This is a genomic window from Candidatus Enterococcus courvalinii (assembly GCF_017315945.1).
Classification (GTDB): Bacteria; Bacillota; Bacilli; order Lactobacillales; family Enterococcaceae; genus Enterococcus_B; species Enterococcus_B courvalinii.
In genome coordinates, this window is the sequence record NZ_JAFLWI010000008.1 from 20,101 (window position 1) to 37,725 (window position 17,625).

Sequence of the window (17,625 nt, forward strand, 5' to 3'; positions counted from 1 at the left end):
TTGGGAACACCGTTTATTCGGAAAAAGGGACTGTGACAGTATTGTCACAGTCCCTTTTTGATTAGCGGTTAGCGATTGGCATTGCCGCAAATTGTTCAATCAATGGTACAAGCGTTAATTTCACTTTATATTTTCTTTCAAGTGCTTTTTCAACTGTAAATTCATTTTCAGTAGTCATTGAGACCTCAGCTAGTTGACGTGGTTCATCTGCTGTTTTTTCAAAGATGATTGCAGTGTCTGCCGTTTTTTCGACATAAAATTTTGGGTATTCTGCAACAGCCGCTGTAAACTGATCAAAGGTCAAGTCAGAAGTAGTTGCTGGTGCTTCTTCAGTGACAGGCTCTACGTTGACTTCTTCAGCCGCAACTGATTTTTCTGTTGTTTCTTCTTTTGCTTCAGTAACAGGAGCCACTGGCGTTGAAACAACTTCAGCAGTTGGTTCATTATTTTTCATTCGTTGATCGTTCCAATAAGAAACGATTTCGATCAATAGGTTATCACGAAAACGTTCGAAGATATCTTTTTCGCCAGAACGAATACGTTTCAACACGCTCGTAAAGTTATCATCAATAGGTACATTGATACGGGTGGATTCATTTGAATTTCCAGCCAACCCGATTGTTAAGATCTGACGATTTTTTGGATCAAGCATTACTTGTAAAGGTAAGCCGTAACGACGCAAACTTTCTTCTTCTAATGAATTGAATAGTTGAGTTCTAATTCCATCTAAAGAGGGACGAAATTGATTTAATAATTTTTGTTTTTGTTTTTTCTTCATATTTTTGATTTCTCTCCTTCACTCATACCTTATCGATTATAAGAAAAATTTTGCCAATTGAAAAGGATTTAAAGGAAAAAACTTACGTAAGTACGCATAATGGTCCAATAATCGTTCATTTTTGTCGAAAATTTTTGGTTTTTTTAAGTTTAAGTGGAAAAACCAATAAAAAAGTTTTCTTAAAAAATAAGAGAAGAAGAGAAATGGTCAAAAAAGAAAGCTTGGACAATTTTTTGTCCAAGCTTTCTTTACTCTTTTGGTAGTACCGCAAAAACGTTTAGTTCTGGCGAGTAAATAATTTCATGATCTTTCCAGTAAGTCACCATCAGCGAATGATCCAAGCGTTTTTTGACTTCTTGGATTTTTTGATTATGTGACATATTTCTGGCTGGAAAATGTTGGATTTTATCTGATTCAATCAAAAAGATAAAATCTGGATGAAATGTTTGAAGAATCTCTGCGGGTAATTCTTCTAATCTTTGGATAGGGTTCATACGTTCACCTACTAAATTAAAATTCAGTTGTATCAGGATTTTTAGCTTTCCCCACGACGCCATTTAACGAATCGATTTGTGCCATTTCTGTTTCAGTCAATTCAAAGTCAAATAATTCTGTGTTTTCTTTGATTCGACTTGGTGTGACCGATTTAGGTAAAGGTAAAAAGCCATGTTGTAAAGACCAGCGTAACGAGATCTGTGCAATTGTTTTTCCATGTGCTTCAGCAATTACTTGCATTTCAGGAACATCAAAGATTTTTCCTGTTCCTAAAGGACTGTAAGCTTCAAGAATCATGTTATGTTTTCGTGCATAGTCAACGACTGCAGGTTGTAGTTCACCAGGTGCTAAGAAAATTTGATTCACCATTGGCATGATGTTTGCTGTTTTGGCTAAAGCATCTAAATGATGAGGCAAGAAATTACTTACACCAATTGCTTTGATTTTTCCTGCTTCGTATAACTCTTCAAAAGCACGCCAAGTTTCAGCATTTGCTTCTTCCCAGTTTTCACGGAAGGTGACTGGATTTGGCCAGTGAATAAGAAAAAGATCAAGATAGTCTGTTTGTAGTTTTTCTAAAGACTCTTCAAAAGAAGACATTACTAGATCATAGCTATGATTGGTATTCCACAATTTTGTTGTTAAGAAAATTTCTTCTCTAGGAATACCACTTTCTTTGATTGCTTGACCAACACTTTCTTCATTTTTATAGCCCTGTGCTGTATCAATATGACGGTAACCAGCTGCTAATGCTTCTTTTACGGAGGCAACAGCTACATCGCCATCCGGTGTTTGCCATGTACCAAAACCAACGACTGGGATTTCATAACCATTTGCTAAACGATACGTGCTTGTTAAGTTTTCCATATTCACATCTCCATTTCTCTTTTCTTTCTCTAGTTTAGCGCATTTTTTACAAAAAGTAAGGCATCGTGCTTTGATTTTTCTAGAGAAAAAGGAAAAAAATATGGAGAAAAATCTTTTTGGTGATGCTAGCTTTTTTTTATTTTTTCAGTAAACTAGAAAAGAAGGGAATGAGCACATGGATATTTATTTAAAGAAGGCAATCTTGCATATTATTGATCGCGAAACAGGTTCACCTGTTTTTTCACAAAAAGAATTAGACTTAACGAAGGACTTCATTCGTGATTTTTTACAAAAAAAAATTCAAAAAATTTCTTCTGCGCAAACTAAAACGGGACATTTGGCAGAAGACAGCCAATTTGCTAAAAGTATCCAACATTTTTCTGAGGATTTTATTGTAGCAAGTGAAGAAATCGTAACGCGCTGGTATGAAATTTATCAAGAAAGTGAAGAAGCACCAAGCGCTGATGTATTTGTTGTGATGTATGAAGTAGATACAGAACTATATGTAGCATTATTAAAAGTAAACTATCGTGAAGCATATACTCATTTTGTTGATGCAGATGAAACGGGGATTGAAAATAAATTGATCTTGAATCGTGCAATTTTAGGCTCTAAATCCCAAAAAGCTGATGAAGCAATTGCAGTCAATCTGCGGGAGTTATCTTATGAACTCTTGGAAAAAAAATATGAATTTTCTGGAAAAAAAGAGTGGTATTTCTCAGAAAAAGTAATCGAAAGTGTACCAGCACCTTCGTTGGAACAAAATGTCAAAGTAATCCAAAAAGTGGCGAAACAAATAGGTAAGAAATTTGAGACGGAAGAGTTTGATATGGTTGCAGACCTGAAAGAAGCTGTTTACGATACCATCGAAGAAAAAGGTCGTCTTGATCACGAAATGATTGCTGAAAAAGTATTCAAAGAAAATATCTCTGCTAAGATGGCTTTTAAAGAAGAGGTACAAGAGCATGGTTTTGTTCCAGAAGCAATTCCCGTGAAAGAAGTACAAGAAATCTCAGAGAAAAAATTTGGCAAACAAAAATTCAAGTTATCTAATGGAATTGAATTGATTGTTCCAGTAGACGTTTATCGTAATCCAGATTTGATCGAATTTGTGAACAATCCAGATGGAACGATTTCTGTCATGATCAAGAATGTCGACGAAGTTTTGAATCGACTATAAGGAAAGTTAGATCGATCCACGATAGCGGAAATAAAAAGCAGTTCAGATATATCTGAACTGCTTTTTATTTCAAGACCATGAGACGTTACTCCATTTTTTCTAAAGCTTCTTTAGGAATATCAGTTTCTTTGACTTCTTCCCAACTCATGACGCCTTTACGTGGATTGACCTTAAGTTTTAAATAAGCATTTAGTTTTAAAGGACGTTCTCGCGCTTCATTTAAAGTAACTCGTTTGGCTTCTCCGTTTTTATTGTAAGCATTTTGTTTATACGTATAGGTGGTATAAGATTCTCCGTTATCAGAGAGTTCAGTATGCTTTTCCCCATTTGTAGTAATTTCAGTATAGTAAGTTTCGCCACCATAAAAATAATTATAAGCGAACATACTTCCACCAATAAAGACAGCGAGTAGGGCAACTAGTCCAATTATTTTTTTCATATTTTTCACCTCTGTTCTCTATTATTCCTGAAAAATTATGATTCGTCTATTGAATCTTCTCAAACTAGTTTTATTTATAAAAAAGTATACAAAAAAGGGCATTGGAAAAGTGAATGTGAAGGAAAGTGTTCGTAGTTGACTTTGACCAATTTTGACGTATAATAATCATTGTTCCAACCTTACAAAAAGTAAGGAGGACATATTCGTTTTTATTTTATAAAAAAAGGACTATAATAAAAACGTGAGAGCTGAAAGTTCAGTGATCTATATTATTTAGGAGGTTTGTAAATTATGGCAAAAGAACATTATGACAGAAGTAAACCACACGTTAACATTGGTACCATTGGACACGTCGATCATGGTAAAACCACTTTAACTGCTGCAATCACAACAGTATTAGGGAAAAAAGGCCTAGCAAATCCTCAAGACTATGCAAGTATCGATGCAGCTCCTGAAGAACGTGAACGTGGAATTACAATTAATACAGCACACGTAGAGTATGAAACAGACAAACGTCACTACGCACATATTGATGCACCAGGACATGCGGATTACGTTAAAAATATGATTACCGGTGCAGCTCAAATGGATGGTGCAATCTTAGTAGTATCTGCTACTGATGGCCCAATGCCTCAAACTCGTGAACACATTTTGTTATCCCGTCAAGTTGGCGTTAAATATCTAATCGTTTTCTTAAACAAAACAGATTTAGTTGACGATGAAGAATTAATCGACTTAGTTGAAATGGAAGTTCGTGAACTATTAAGTGAATATGGATTCCCAGGCGATGATACACCTGTAATCAAAGGTTCAGCTTTGAAAGCTTTACAAGGTGATCCAGATGCTGAAGCTGCAATCATGGAATTGATGGATACAGTTGACGAATATATTCCAACTCCAGAACGTGATACTGAAAAACCATTATTATTACCAGTGGAAGATGTCTTCTCTATTACTGGTCGTGGTACGGTTGCATCAGGTCGTATCGACCGCGGTGCCGTTCGCGTTGGTGATGAAATTGAAATCGTTGGTATCAAACCAGAAACTCAAAAAGCAGTTGTTACAGGTGTTGAAATGTTCCGTAAAACACTTGATTATGGTGAAGCAGGAGATAACGTAGGTGTATTACTACGTGGGATCCAACGTGAAGATATCGAACGTGGACAAGTAATTGCTAAACCAGGTTCAATCACACCACATACAAAATTCAAGGCAGAAGTTTATGTATTAACAAAAGAAGAAGGCGGACGTCACACACCATTCTTCAATAACTACCGCCCACAATTCTACTTCCGTACAACGGACGTAACAGGTACAATCGTATTGCCAGAAGGTACAGAAATGGTTATGCCTGGCGATAACGTAACAATCGACGTAGAATTGATTCATCCAGTCGCAATTGAAAATGGTACGACATTCTCAATTCGTGAAGGTGGACGTACTGTTGGTTCAGGTATCGTTACTGAAATCGAAGCATAAAAACCTTCAGAAAACAATTTGATTACAACTAAAAAGGATTCCAGAAATGATTTCTGGAATCCTTTTTTTGCTATTTTTTAAACCATTTTTTAAATCCTTTTTGTAAAGGGCTCATTTTCCCATTTTTTTCAACAGGGGCATTGTCGATAATCAGTAACGCAATCATGACATACGCAATCCAACTGTCTCGAGAATAAAGCGTATATCGAGGGGTCCAATGTGTTGCATATTTTTCTTTGTATTCACGCAATCCGTGGAAAGAATAAAAATGGGAACCAAATTCATAAACCAAGTAAGCAATTCGTTCTTGAAGAAAACTTTTTCTCGACGTGCCCACATTCGAAAGAGGAGCCATTCCTAAGTTGAACCATTGAACCCCCTGTTCTTTCATATGATTGAACAAGTGGATGAATAAGAAATCCATGCTACCAGAAGGCGCCTTTTTTGGATCATAACGCATCAAATCGATTGTTCCAACTTTGTTATCCGTATAAGTTGGCATAATATTCGCAAAGGCAACGATTTCTTGTTCCGAATTTCGGACAACAGCAATAGGTCCACGTTGGAGATAATCTTCAGCAAAAAATCCTAGCGAAAACCCTTTTTCTTTGCGACTACCAAGCCAGTTATCGGAAATTTGTTTAAATGTTTGCATTTGTTCCGCTGAAAATGGAGGAGAGAGGACTTCAAATGTGTAGCCATCCCGTTCGATTCTGTTAATGACTGCCCGAGTTCCCTTCATTTTTTTCCCAGAAGTAGTGAATTCAGGTAGCTCAACGTACGCTTCTTCTCCCATTTTGATAAAATCATAGCCTACGTCATGGAGAATCATTACAAGTTCTTCACTTGACTCATAAAAAACAGGTAAGTAGCCAAGACGATCTGCTTCTGTGATAAATGCTTCAATTGCTTTTGGAAAGTCTTCTTTTTTCCCAGAAGGATCCCCCATAACAACACATTTATTATTATGGGAAGCAAACTGCAATAACACAGTTGGCTCACCATTTGATTCGTAAGTGAACATCCGTTTATCTTTCAAGAAAATCAGTTGACTATCGGAATTTCCTCCATAATTAGCCAACACAGCTGTTGCTTTTTCTTCATCAAAAACTTCACCAACTAATTTCTTTTTCCCTTGTAAGAAATGAACAAAGAGGATCATGATTAAACTAACGGTAACAATTGCTAAGAAACCAGAGAGCCAAATTTTTTCAGATGGAAATAAAAAGAATGAAATAAAGTGATGCTTCCGATGTGGAAATGTTGGCAGGTTATAGACGCCAATTACTAGATATAAAATAGTCAAAGTGCCAATTATCAAGCCGTCGACGGTTAACCATTCCCAAGAATAAACTAGTTGTTCTCGAAAGAGTTCATTTTTTGAAGCAATGATGATTACTAATAATAAGGTCAAGAAAATTGATCCAGTTAAGGTGAAATCGCCAAGGATAACGTACATTAATGCAAGACCTACAATGATAATTGTTGGTAAATAGGCACGAGTGACTCGTGCAGCAATTCCGCGTCCCATAATTAATAGTAAGAAACCTAAAATAATGCTTGGAAATTGCACGATAAAGTGGAACTTAAGTGGGTTCAATGTGTGCAGCCAATGAAACTCCGAAAAGGCTTGTGGAATTGTAGCTGATAAGACGAGCATGATTCCAGAAAAATAAAGTAAAACAACAACAATTTTGTGCGCAATTTCTGTCGCCAATTGTCTAGGGATACCAGAATATCGCTGATTGAAAGAGGCACCAATATTTTTGAAGAAAAAGACGATACCTAATAAAAATGGAATAAAGTAATAAAAAATCCGAAAGAGTAAAATCCAGACCACTACAATTTCACGAGGAATCCCGATTGCTGATAACCCGAGAATCATCATTACGTCAAAACTTCCAATCTCACCGGGGATCATCGACACGATCCCAATCACAGATGCCGCAATAAATAAAGGAATTGTCTGCCATAAATCAATCGGAATCTCCATTAAAAAACCGACCGAAAGAAAACTGAGCAGCACACCTGTCCATTCTAAAATAGAAACAAGAAGTAGTTGCCCACGCAATTTCCAAGTCAAACCACCCAAGTATCCTTCTTTTTTTAAGGTAGTGACTAACAAGACAACCGGGAAATAGAGCCCACCACCAATTAACCAAATCCAATATTGTTTGATGAAGGGAGTAACAGGGGTAAAAAGCACCAGCAAAAATGACAACAAACTATAGATAGAGAGTCCTGCCATCAAAAATAAGAAAATTTTCGAGAGGGCCTGCATGACTTTTTTTCCATCTTTTTTCTGCCCATAAAGTTCTGAACGAAGACCGATACTTACAAAACCACCAAAGCCTGCTACATTGTTAATCGTATTGATCAACCAACTAGTTTCGAGTAAATAGCTCCACGATAATTTTTGACCTAATAAACGATTTAAGATTACATCATAACCAATCATTGGTGCGACACAAAGTAACCCAATGATGAACATCAAAAATGTTTTCCAAATCGGAATATTGGAGAAAGTTTGAGCTAGCTGATCGACAGACAAAGTTTTACCGATTGATAAGAGTTCTCCAAAAATAATCACAACAACAGAAATTAAAAAAATTGTTTTAAATAGTCCTAAATGATTCTTAAACCATTGAAGGGCTGTTTTTAACACATAAATCACCTACTATTCTTCTAAAAAATTGAGTACTTCTTGATTGAATCGTTGTGGATCCTGGCGTGCTAATTGATGGCCACTTCCTTTTACAAGTACAAAGGAAGCATTAGGCAAAGTTTTTGCTAAGAAAAGCGAGTGCTTAAGCTTAATCACATCTTTTTTCCCAACTAAAATCAATGTCGGACAAATAATTTTGCTTAATTGTGTTTCAGTCAAACCAACATTATGTAACAGTAAAGAAATCACTGCTAATTTTTTTCGTAATTTTGGCCAAAACAAGGAAGCAATCCAAATTATGCCATAGTGAAGATAGCTACCAACCAATGGAAGTAGGCGGACACCCTGAACTAAGGTATTTCCGGAATTTAAAATCAAACGATGAACATTTTTTGGATACGTACTTGCGAAAACCAAAGCTAAATTAGCACCATCGCTAAATCCTAAAATATCCACTTGTCGAATATTTTCCAAAGCTAAAATCATCGCTAAGTCTTCTGCCATTAAATTGAAGCTCAAATTAGCTGATTCGTTGGTTGAATGTCCTTGACCACGACTATCAATTAAATAAACTGTGAAATGTTGTTCAAAGAGTGGAACTTGTTGTGAAAAAAAAGTTCCATTACCTCCATTACCGTGAAGTAAAAAAAGAGGGAATCCACTACCACTTTTTTCATAATAGATTTGACTGCCGTCTGCCATTTTTGCATATTTCTTTTCTTTTTTCACATTATCACCTACTGTTTAAAGTATAACGATTTTTTCTGTTTTTAGACAATTGTTTTTCTTGAAACTTATCGATCAATTTTGTAAGTTGACAAATTTTTATGGAAAAATTTCATTTTTTATTAAGTAATTTACAGAAAACAAATAAGAAATGGCGAATCTTGAAAAGAAATAGTAAGATAAAAAAAGATGTCTAAATAACTAGGTGATGTATGATGAAGAAAAAAAGATTTTCAATAGGGAAAGCTTTCTTTTTTACGATACTACTCGTGCTCGTTGGAGGCGCAATCTTTTTTGCTAATCGGACGTACCAATCTGTAAAAAAAGTAGAAGCTTATCAAACAGAAATAACAGAAGCTACACAAAAATACCAAATGGAAAATGACGAAACGTTAATCAAAGCGATTATTTTGACGGAATCAAAAGGTTCTGGGAAAGATTTGATGCAGAGTTCTGAAAGTGCGCATGGTGAAGCGAACGTGATTGATAGTCAGCAAGAAAGTATCAATCAAGGTGTGAGCTATCTGGCAGAAATGATCGCGGAAGCTAAAAAACAGGGATGTGATTTAGCAACCGCTATCCAAGCGTATAATTTTGGCAAGGATTATATTGCGTACGTAAAAGAAAACGGTGGTGAAAATACGGTTGAATTAGCTGAAAAATATTCTAAAACAATTTTGAGTCCATTGTTAGGAAATGAAGAACAGACACAATATCGCTATTGGCGAGTCCAATCTGTTTTGTACAATGGTGGCTATCTTTATCATAATGGAGGAAATATGTTCTATGCAGATATTGTGATGATGAATGAAAAAATAATCCAAGCGTACGAAAAGATAGTTAATTAAGTAAAGATGAAAGCATTATCTGTCTGAATTTTTATTTAGACAAATTTGAGAAACAGACTTTATTTTTTTAGTGGAGAATCTGTTTAAACCTTAAAAACAAGTTGTTTTTAAGTCAGGAAACCGCTAGACTTAAAGACGTGATTATTTTTGAAAGTTGGCGAAAAATGGAAAATAAAAAAATGATGGGTCTAACACAGGAAGAAGTTAGGCAAAAGCTGGCTTTAGGTCAGCAAAATGACTATCAAGAAGATGCTTCAAAAACAACTAGACAAATTTTCAGCGATAACATTCTGACATTATTCAATTTTCTGAACTTTGGGATTGGAGTCTGCCTACTTATGGTTGGTGCTTACTCCAATATGGCTTATATCGCAATCATTGTCATGAATATCGTTATCGGAATCTATCAAGAGATTCATGCAAGAAATCTTGTTAGAAAGTTGTCGATTGTTTCTCAATCTGAAGTAACGGTTGTACGAGAGGGAAAAGAGCAAGCGATTTCGACAAAAGAGCTTGTGCTGGATGATTTAGTGAAAATTGGTGCAGGAGAACAGATTCCTGCAGATTTGGAAGTGCTGAGTGGCCGAGCAGAAGCAAATGAGGCTTTATTGACGGGCGAATCAGATCTAATCGTTAAGGAAGCTGGAGCAGAATTACTTTCTGGTAGTTTCTTAACAAGTGGTTCAGTCTTTGCAAAAGTGATTCGGGTTGGGGCAGACAACTATGCAGTTCGTTTAACGAGCGAAGCTAAAAAACATAAAAAAATTCAATCTGAATTAGTTGACTCAATCAGAAAAGTATCAAAGTTTACCAGTTTTGTCATTATTCCATTAGGGATTATTTTATTCTTACAAGCATTATTCATTAGAGATGCGTCAATCAAATTATCAGTTGTTGCTTCAGCTGCTGCGTTACTAGGAATGTTGCCAAAAGGATTGGTTTTATTAATCAGTATTGCTTTGACAACTGGAGTTACAAAGTTAGCAAAAAAACGGATACTTGTTCAAGACATGTACGCAATTGAAACATTAGCTCATGTCGACACACTTTGTTTGGATAAAACAGGAACAATCACGGAAGGAAAAATGAGTATCCAACATGTAGAAGCATTAGATAAACGTTACGAAAAAGCAATTCCAGAAATTATTGGGACTTATTTAGCAGAAAGTAATGATAATAATGTGACGATGCAAGCGTTACGTAATTATTTTGCTATTTCCAATCGCTATCAGGTAGAAGACGTCTTAGCATTTTCTTCTGATCGAAAATGGGGGGCAATGGAATTCCCTGAATTAGGTGTAGTGTACGTTGGGGCACCAGAACGATTAGTTCCACAAAGTCAGTTGCCAGAACGATTAATGTCTGCACAAGCAAATGGTTATCGTGTCTTGATGTTAGGTGTTGCACCTAATCAGAAATTATCTGAGGATAAACCAACTGGCATTGAGCCCATTGCTTTATTTGAAATTGACGACCCTATTCGGAAAAATGCACCAGAAACATTGACCTACTTACATGAAGAAGGGGTGGATCTAAAAGTTATCTCTGGTGATAATCCTTTTACTGTTTCTAATATTGCGCGACGTGCGGGCCTACCTAACTACGATGCATATATTGATCTTTCAGATTTAATGAACGAGGAAGATGTTCGACAAGCCGCACATGACTATACAGTTTTTGGTCGAGTAAGTCCTCAGCAAAAGAAAACTCTTGTCAATGAGTTAAAAGAAAGTGGCCGAACAGTTGCGATGACAGGTGATGGCGTAAATGATGTATTAGCACTTCGTGAAGCTGATTGTAGTATTGCAATGGCAGAAGGAGATGGGGCAACTCGTCAGATTGCTAACTTGGTTTTACTTGATTCAGATTTCACCACATTGCCAGAAGTTTTGTTTGAAGGCCGCCGAGTGGTTAACAATGTGACTAAAGTTTCGGGAATTTTCTTTATCAAAACAATTTATTCTTTTATTTTGTCTATCTTATGTGCGATTACAGCAGTGGGATTCCCCTTCATTCCAATTCAAATCACACTAATTGATTTAGCTATCGAAGGGTATCCGTCATTCTTCTTATCTTTTGAGCAAGATAAACGAAAAGTGAATTATCGCTACTTGCCAACAGCGCTTATCAATGCGTTACCAAATGCAATTTTAGTTGTTTTAAATGTTGTGACGGTTTATCTGTTGGGACAACGATTGGATTGGTCAAGTGGCGAAACGACAACATTGATGTATTATTTATTGATCGGAATTAGTTGTTTAGCTGTAATTAAAGCATGTTATCCTTTCAATCCATTACGAATTTTCTTAGCTGTAACGACGATTGTTGGAATCTATGTGGCAGCGATGCTTTTCCATGGCATTTTAGAAGTAAACTTAGGCGTGGGAAATCAACTTGGTTTATTCGTCGGGTTCATGGTAATAAATATTGTTCTTCGTCTAGCGTATTGGCGTGCTAATATTCAAGAAAAGCTTTTGAATAAGTTTGCTTAAATGATTCATTAACTTGTTAGAACGTTATACTTGAAAAAGAACAGGAATATGATACAATCAAACATGTATAATTGTGTCCTTTAAAATCGCGCTGATTTCGGTTGGTGCGATTTTTTACCGGTTATTCTCCTGATAGATTTACTCGATTTTTATGGAGTATACAAATGAGGGGGTGGAAACAATGGTTCAGCGAATTCCTCAGGAAGTGATTGAAAATATTCGGAGTCAAACGAATATTGTTGAGGTGATTGGACAATATGTTCAATTAAAGAAATCTGGGAAAAATTATTTAGGACTTTGTCCCTTTCACGAAGAAAAAACACCTTCGTTTTCCGTAGCGGAAGATAAACAGATTTTTCATTGTTTTGGTTGTGGAAAGGGTGGAAACGTCTTTACTTTTCTTCAAGAACTTGAAGGATTGACTTTTCCAGAATCAGTTGTAAAGGTCGCAGAATTTGAACAAATTCCCTTAGCAGATCAATGGAAACAACAAACGTATGTTGCTAATGAAACAGATTCAGCTACTAGCAAACTACTTGCGGCACACGAAAAAGCTGTAGAAGTTTATCACCATATGTTGTTACACACGAAAGCCGGACAGCCTGCACTTGATTATTTACTGAAGCGTGGTTTAACAATGGAACTGATTGAAACGTTTAAGATTGGTTTCGCACCAAATGAACGTTCCTTTTTAGTTCAAGTGTTCAATAATGAATCTTTATCGAGTGATGTTTTTGAACGTTCAGGATTGTTTATCAAGCATGATGATGGTAATTTTTCTGATCGATTTTATCAACGCATTATGTTTCCAATCAATAATCCACAAGGTCGAACGATTGGTTTTTCTGGTCGATGGTTAGCACCAGAGAAAGGGCAAGAAAAAGATCAACCTAAGTATTTAAATAGTCCAGAAACAGAACTATTTAATAAGCGCCAAGTTTTGTTTAACTTGGATAAAGCAAGAAGTGACATCCGAAAAAGTAGTGAAATACTACTGTTTGAAGGATTCATGGATGTGATTGCAGCCTGGCAAGCTGGAATCAAGAATGGCTTGGCTTCAATGGGAACTAGTTTGACTGCTCAACAAATCCAGCAAATGGAGCGTTTAACAAAAGAGCTTGTGTTCTGTTATGATGGTGACCAGGCAGGGTTTGAGGCTACCAATCGTGGAATCGAACTTCTGCGTGAAAATAGTCGATTACAGTTATCTATCGTGGTTGTACCAGAAAAACTGGATCCTGATGAATATTTACGAAAATATGGTGAAGCATCCTTTCAGGAATTGATTCAACATGGTCGTGAAACAGTCTTTACATTCAAAACACGTTATCTGAAACAAAATAAGAATTTAGATAATGAAAAAGATAAATTAGATTATCTGCAAGAAGTGTTGATTGAATTAAGTAAAGTAGTCTCGCCAATTGAGCAAGATATGTATTTATCACAGCTGACAAATGAATTTCAAGTTAGTCGCGAAACGATTCAAAAACAATTACGTGAGTTGAAGCGAGCCAACCGGCAAGAACAGCAACGGACTGCCGAACCAAACATACCAATGGTCAAGCAGGAGTTACCGCAACAAAAACAACCGCTGACACAAGTTGAAAAAGCGGAGCAAATGTTGTTGTATCGTGTGTTCAAAGAAATCTCTGTTCGGAATCTATTAAAAGAACAAGAATTTCAATTTATTCATGATGAGTATGCAGAAATCTATTTTTTGTTCGATGCTTATTTATCACAATATGAAGAGTTTAACCTTGCAGATTTTTTAAACTTTTTGCAAGATGAAAAAATTAGGCGTTTAGTGGTTGAGATTGCTTATTTGCGAGTGGCTGAAGAAAGCTCTACGCGAGAAATTCAAGATTTACTGGCTGTTATCAGTAAATCTGGCTTAGCTGATAAAATAATCGAAAAAAAACAATTGCAGCAGGAAGCCAGGCGTACAGGTAATAAACAGTTAGAATTAGAATTGACAATCGAGATCATTAATTTAACGAGACAGTTAAAACAAGCCAAATAGCTACTTGAAGGGGGCCTTCTTTTATGGCAAATGTAACAGATAAGAAAAAATATGAAGCAGCAGTAACAGCTTTCATCAAAGAACACAAACCTAAAAGACAAGTTGTTTATGACGATTTATCAAACAAGCTTGCTACACCATTCACATTGAATGCTGAGGAAATGGACAAATTGATCCAAAAAGTGGAGGATGCTGGAATCAGTGTTGTTGACGAAAATGGTGAGCCATCCATCCACAGTCTAAAAAGTGGTGAGAAAAAAGCTGAAAAAGCAAAAACAGAAGATCTATCTGCACCAACTGGTGTAAAAATCAATGATCCAGTTCGTATGTATTTAAAAGAAATCGGCCGAGTTTCCCTTTTAACAGCTGAAGAAGAAGTAGCACTTGCCTTAAAAATCGAAGAAGGCGACCAAGAAGCCAAACAACGTTTAGCTGAAGCAAACTTACGTTTAGTTGTAAGTATTGCGAAACGCTATGTGGGTCGTGGTATGCAGTTCTTAGATTTGATCCAAGAAGGAAATATGGGCTTAATGAAAGCCGTTGAAAAGTTTGATTACCGTAAAGGATTCAAATTCTCAACTTATGCAACTTGGTGGATTCGTCAAGCAATCACACGTGCGATTGCTGACCAAGCGCGTACGATACGTATTCCAGTTCATATGGTCGAAACAATTAATAAATTGATTCGTATCCAACGTCAACTACTTCAAGATTTAGGTAGAGAACCAACGCCTGAAGAAATTGGAGCAGAAATGGACCTACCTACAGAAAAGGTACGCGAAATCTTAAAAATTGCTCAAGAACCTGTTTCATTGGAAACGCCAATTGGTGAAGAGGATGATTCACATCTTGGAGATTTTATTGAAGACCAAGAAGCTACAAGTCCTGCTGAACATGCGGCTTATGAATTGTTAAAAGAACAATTAGAAGATGTATTGGATACACTGACAGATCGGGAAGAAAACGTGTTGCGTTTACGTTTCGGTTTAGATGATGGTCGAACAAGAACTTTAGAAGAAGTAGGGAAAGTTTTCGGCGTAACACGTGAGCGGATTCGTCAGATTGAAGCAAAAGCCCTAAGAAAATTACGTCATCCTTCACGTTCAAAACAATTAAAAGATTTCTTAGAATAAAAAATAAAAAGCTGGCACAAAACGAACCAATGTTTTGTGCCAGCTTTTTTAGTTGCTCAAATAAAAAATTTTCACACAATATTTATTTTCTAAAACTTGTGCCAGAGTTTAAAAAAGATTTTTCAATACACAAAAACTTTTTAATTCTTATTTTTAACGTTCGATTTACTTATTTGTTAGAAAATCGTAAAGATAAACTATTGGCTGATAGGTCAGAATGTGATAGATTAAATGTTAGCGTTAAACTTAGTTAAAGGAGCCGATCACTAAGTGAAAAAAAAATGTCCAAAATGTGGATCGAAAAAGATTAAGGGCCAAAAAGTTTGTCCAGATTGTGGCTTTAGCCTTGAAGAAAATGATCAGCACATTCAAAATAAACGAGATGTTGTCGAATCAAAAGACCAATCTCTTGAACAACTTCCTGAAGAGAACAACCAACCGGATTTTCCAGATACAGAGTTAAATGACCCGATTGAATGGGCAGAACTAAAAGATTTACCACTTGAATCCGTTATGGAATTGTTTGATGCTTCGGAAAAGCCAGAAGCAGCAACGGAAAAAGAAACTGCGGATGAAAGAATGGAAGAAAAGAAAGAGAAAGCTGTCAAGCCTATGAAAAAAAATCGAGATAAGCAACCAAAGGATCAAAATGAAATCAACACTGAAAAAGGACTTTCAGTTGATGAAGTGGTTGAAAAAGAAAAACAAGAACGTATTACACAACTAAAAGAAAATGTTAAAAAAGAAGATGATCAATCAATTCTTGCAGCTTATATCCAAGCACATCGTGAAGACGTGGATGAAGAACAATCAAAAGAATTGATGCAAATGATCCATGAAAAGATTGCTGCTGATCAGACACCTGAGATTGCAGAAGGTGCAACCAACATCAAAGAAGAAAAAAGCACTGACACAGAAGCTGTCGTATCTGACTCTGTTAAAAGTGATGACGAAAAAGAGAAAAAAATAGAACGTCCAGAAGATTTGGCCACGAAAGAGAAAACTGTTGAGTCAGTTGTTGAAGAGCAGGAATCTAAAGTTGACGAAGCGGAAAAAACAGTAGAAGAACCAGTAACTGTTTCTCAGAAACAATCAGCAAAGGATGAATCTTTAAAGATTGCTAAAGAGGGTTCAAATGAGAATTTAAAAAAAGCTTCAAAAAAAGAAAAAGTGAATTCTCCCAAACGGGATGCTATCGTGAATCAACCAGCGGAAGCGGAAGAGCCGGCTGAACAAATGACTAAAAAGCCTGCTGTAACATCTGTTAAAGCAGATCAAAAAACTAGAAAAGAACCAGCAACGATAACTCCAAATCCAGAACAACCAACTGAAAAATCCAAAAGAGTTAAAAAAGGACCTTACCTACTGTTAGCTGCAGTTATTCTATTAGGTGTTGGCGGTTGGGCATATTATGACAATCAACAAAAAGTCGAAGCTGAACGAATTGCTGAGGTAGCCAGACAAGAAAAGCAAGTCTCTGAAATCAAAAAGGAACTAGCTAGTTTTTACGTTGGTGATACAAATGAGTTCATTCGTACAGACCACTTGAATCAAGATTTGTCGAAAATCAAACAAGAGTTAAACGAAGTGGATTCTACAAAAGATTATCAAGAATTAAATGAAACGTATAATGATATTCAGGCAAAGATAATCAATATCAAAAAAATAAATGATTTATTTATTGATCCAGTAATTGAAGAAGATCATTTAGCTGAAAAACCAGTGCTAAGAAGTACTGATAAAATCGAAGCAATTGAAACAGATGATTCAGATTTTGGGAAACTTATTCAAAAAGCACAACAAGAGGCGCAGAAACAACTCGAACAAATTGAAACAGCCAAAGAAAAGACAAAAGTTGTTTTTCAAGATGAAAAAGTCGTTGATTCAGCTACACGTGATCAATACAAAGTAGCGAAAGAAGCTGTTGATAAAATTGCAAACAAAGAACTTGCCGATCCTTTCAAGCAACAATTAACAAAAGTAGATCATCAATTAGCGGAGAAAGAAAAAGAAGCAGCTGAGAAAAAAGCCGCAGAAGAAAAAGCAAAACAAGAAGCAGAGCAAAAAGCAAAAGCAGAACAAGTTGCTGCGGCTCAAGCAGCCCAAGCAGAAAAAGCAGCTCAGGAAGCTGCGAAAGCGAACGCAGCTTCTAGTACCACGACTGTGGGTTCAGGATCGACAGCGAATCAACCAATCATGGGAACGAATGCAAGTGATGTGGCAGATAGTTCTAATGCTGCGTGGAACTGGGCGTCAGGAGTGAGAGAAAGCGTCATTGCTACTTGTATTCAACGAGGCTATATTGTTGAAGGCGGTTATAAGTTGGAAAAAGCACAAATCAGAAATGGCGAAGGCTATTACAATCTGTATGCAACTTCAACTAAATCGTCTCTAATGAACGGGATTGGGGAAAGTGCTTTACCATTTTATATCGTGACAATCAACTGTAAAACAGGTTGGTTTGGTGGAAATGGAAGTAACTAAAAAATTTACTAATTAAATA

Annotated in this window: 13 protein-coding genes; 7 read left to right on the top strand and 6 right to left on the bottom strand. The window is 36.3% G+C overall.

The window, feature by feature from the left end; translation table 11 throughout:
• Positions 1-61: 61 nt before the first annotated feature.
• The 3 genes from JZO71_RS06545 to JZO71_RS06555 form a co-directional block, all read right to left on the bottom strand.
• Positions 62-778 carry a hypothetical protein gene (locus JZO71_RS06545; RefSeq protein WP_206898734.1) on the bottom strand — a complete coding sequence of 239 codons (717 nt, stop codon included), beginning with the start codon at positions 776-778 and terminating at the stop codon, positions 62-64.
• A gap of 248 nt (positions 779-1,026) precedes the next feature.
• Positions 1,027-1,272, bottom strand: a complete 246-nt coding sequence (locus JZO71_RS06550) for a hypothetical protein (RefSeq protein ID WP_206898735.1) — start codon at positions 1,270-1,272, stop codon at positions 1,027-1,029.
• 16 nt (positions 1,273-1,288) lie between these two features.
• Positions 1,289-2,140, bottom strand: coding sequence for an aldo/keto reductase (locus tag JZO71_RS06555; RefSeq protein ID WP_206898736.1), 852 nt, complete (start codon positions 2,138-2,140; stop codon positions 1,289-1,291).
• A gap of 175 nt (positions 2,141-2,315) precedes the next feature.
• Here JZO71_RS06555 and JZO71_RS06560 point away from each other — a divergent pair, with 175 nt between their 5' ends.
• On the top strand, positions 2,316-3,320 hold the full coding sequence (locus tag JZO71_RS06560; RefSeq protein ID WP_206898737.1) for a nucleoid-associated protein: 1,005 nt from the start codon (positions 2,316-2,318) through the stop codon (positions 3,318-3,320).
• Between the two features lie 85 nt (positions 3,321-3,405).
• On the opposite strand, the gene JZO71_RS06565 is transcribed toward JZO71_RS06560, so the two are convergent.
• Positions 3,406-3,759 carry a YxeA family protein gene (locus tag JZO71_RS06565; RefSeq protein WP_206898738.1) on the bottom strand — a complete coding sequence of 118 codons (354 nt, stop codon included), beginning with the start codon at positions 3,757-3,759 and terminating at the stop codon, positions 3,406-3,408.
• 291 nt (positions 3,760-4,050) lie between these two features.
• Between JZO71_RS06565 and tuf the strand changes: the two genes are divergently transcribed.
• Complete coding sequence (gene tuf / locus JZO71_RS06570) at positions 4,051-5,238, top strand: elongation factor Tu (protein WP_206898739.1); 1,188 nt, start codon at positions 4,051-4,053, stop codon at positions 5,236-5,238.
• A 70-nt stretch (positions 5,239-5,308) separates the two neighbouring features.
• Here the strand turns inward: tuf and mprF are convergent, their stop codons facing one another.
• Both mprF and JZO71_RS06580 read right to left on the bottom strand, forming a co-directional pair.
• Entirely contained in the window at positions 5,309-7,903 is a 2,595-nt protein-coding gene (gene mprF, locus JZO71_RS06575) for a bifunctional lysylphosphatidylglycerol flippase/synthetase MprF (protein ID WP_206898857.1), read from the bottom strand.
• Positions 7,904-7,915: 12 nt separating this feature from the next.
• Complete coding sequence (locus JZO71_RS06580) at positions 7,916-8,632, bottom strand: alpha/beta fold hydrolase (protein WP_206898740.1); 717 nt, start codon at positions 8,630-8,632, stop codon at positions 7,916-7,918.
• A gap of 212 nt (positions 8,633-8,844) precedes the next feature.
• Between JZO71_RS06580 and JZO71_RS06585 the strand changes: the two genes are divergently transcribed.
• The 5 genes from JZO71_RS06585 to JZO71_RS06605 all read left to right on the top strand — a co-directional run bounded on the left by JZO71_RS06585 (position 8,845) and on the right by JZO71_RS06605 (position 17,606).
• Positions 8,845-9,477, top strand: coding sequence for a lysozyme family protein (locus JZO71_RS06585; RefSeq protein WP_206898741.1), 633 nt, complete (start codon positions 8,845-8,847; stop codon positions 9,475-9,477).
• A 179-nt stretch (positions 9,478-9,656) separates the two neighbouring features.
• Positions 9,657-11,969 (top strand): cation-translocating P-type ATPase, encoded by a 2,313-nt coding sequence (locus JZO71_RS06590; protein WP_206898858.1) that lies wholly within the window; start codon positions 9,657-9,659, stop codon positions 11,967-11,969.
• Positions 11,970-12,150: 181 nt separating this feature from the next.
• Positions 12,151-13,989, top strand: a complete 1,839-nt coding sequence (gene dnaG / locus JZO71_RS06595; RefSeq protein ID WP_206898742.1) for a DNA primase — start codon at positions 12,151-12,153, stop codon at positions 13,987-13,989.
• A gap of 23 nt (positions 13,990-14,012) precedes the next feature.
• Positions 14,013-15,122 (top strand): RNA polymerase sigma factor RpoD, encoded by a 1,110-nt coding sequence (gene rpoD, locus JZO71_RS06600; protein ID WP_206898743.1) that lies wholly within the window; start codon positions 14,013-14,015, stop codon positions 15,120-15,122.
• 270 nt (positions 15,123-15,392) lie between these two features.
• Positions 15,393-17,606 (top strand): cell division site-positioning protein MapZ family protein, encoded by a 2,214-nt coding sequence (locus tag JZO71_RS06605; RefSeq protein WP_206898744.1) that lies wholly within the window; start codon positions 15,393-15,395, stop codon positions 17,604-17,606.
• Positions 17,607-17,625 lie beyond the last annotated feature (19 nt).

Coding starts and splice junctions, on each gene's coding strand:
- JZO71_RS06545 (WP_206898734.1), bottom strand. CDS start 778: ATGAAGAAAAAACAAAAACAAAAATTATTAAATCAATTTCGTCCCTCT.
- JZO71_RS06550 (WP_206898735.1), bottom strand. CDS start 1,272: ATGAACCCTATCCAAAGATTAGAAGAATTACCCGCAGAGATTCTTCAA.
- JZO71_RS06555 (WP_206898736.1), bottom strand. CDS start 2,140: ATGGAAAACTTAACAAGCACGTATCGTTTAGCAAATGGTTATGAAATC.
- JZO71_RS06560 (WP_206898737.1), top strand. CDS start 2,316: ATGGATATTTATTTAAAGAAGGCAATCTTGCATATTATTGATCGCGAA.
- JZO71_RS06565 (WP_206898738.1), bottom strand. CDS start 3,759: ATGAAAAAAATAATTGGACTAGTTGCCCTACTCGCTGTCTTTATTGGT.
- tuf (WP_206898739.1), top strand. CDS start 4,051: ATGGCAAAAGAACATTATGACAGAAGTAAACCACACGTTAACATTGGT.
- JZO71_RS06585 (WP_206898741.1), top strand. CDS start 8,845: ATGAAGAAAAAAAGATTTTCAATAGGGAAAGCTTTCTTTTTTACGATA.
- JZO71_RS06590 (WP_206898858.1), top strand. CDS start 9,657: ATGATGGGTCTAACACAGGAAGAAGTTAGGCAAAAGCTGGCTTTAGGT.
- dnaG (WP_206898742.1), top strand. CDS start 12,151: ATGGTTCAGCGAATTCCTCAGGAAGTGATTGAAAATATTCGGAGTCAA.
- rpoD (WP_206898743.1), top strand. CDS start 14,013: ATGGCAAATGTAACAGATAAGAAAAAATATGAAGCAGCAGTAACAGCT.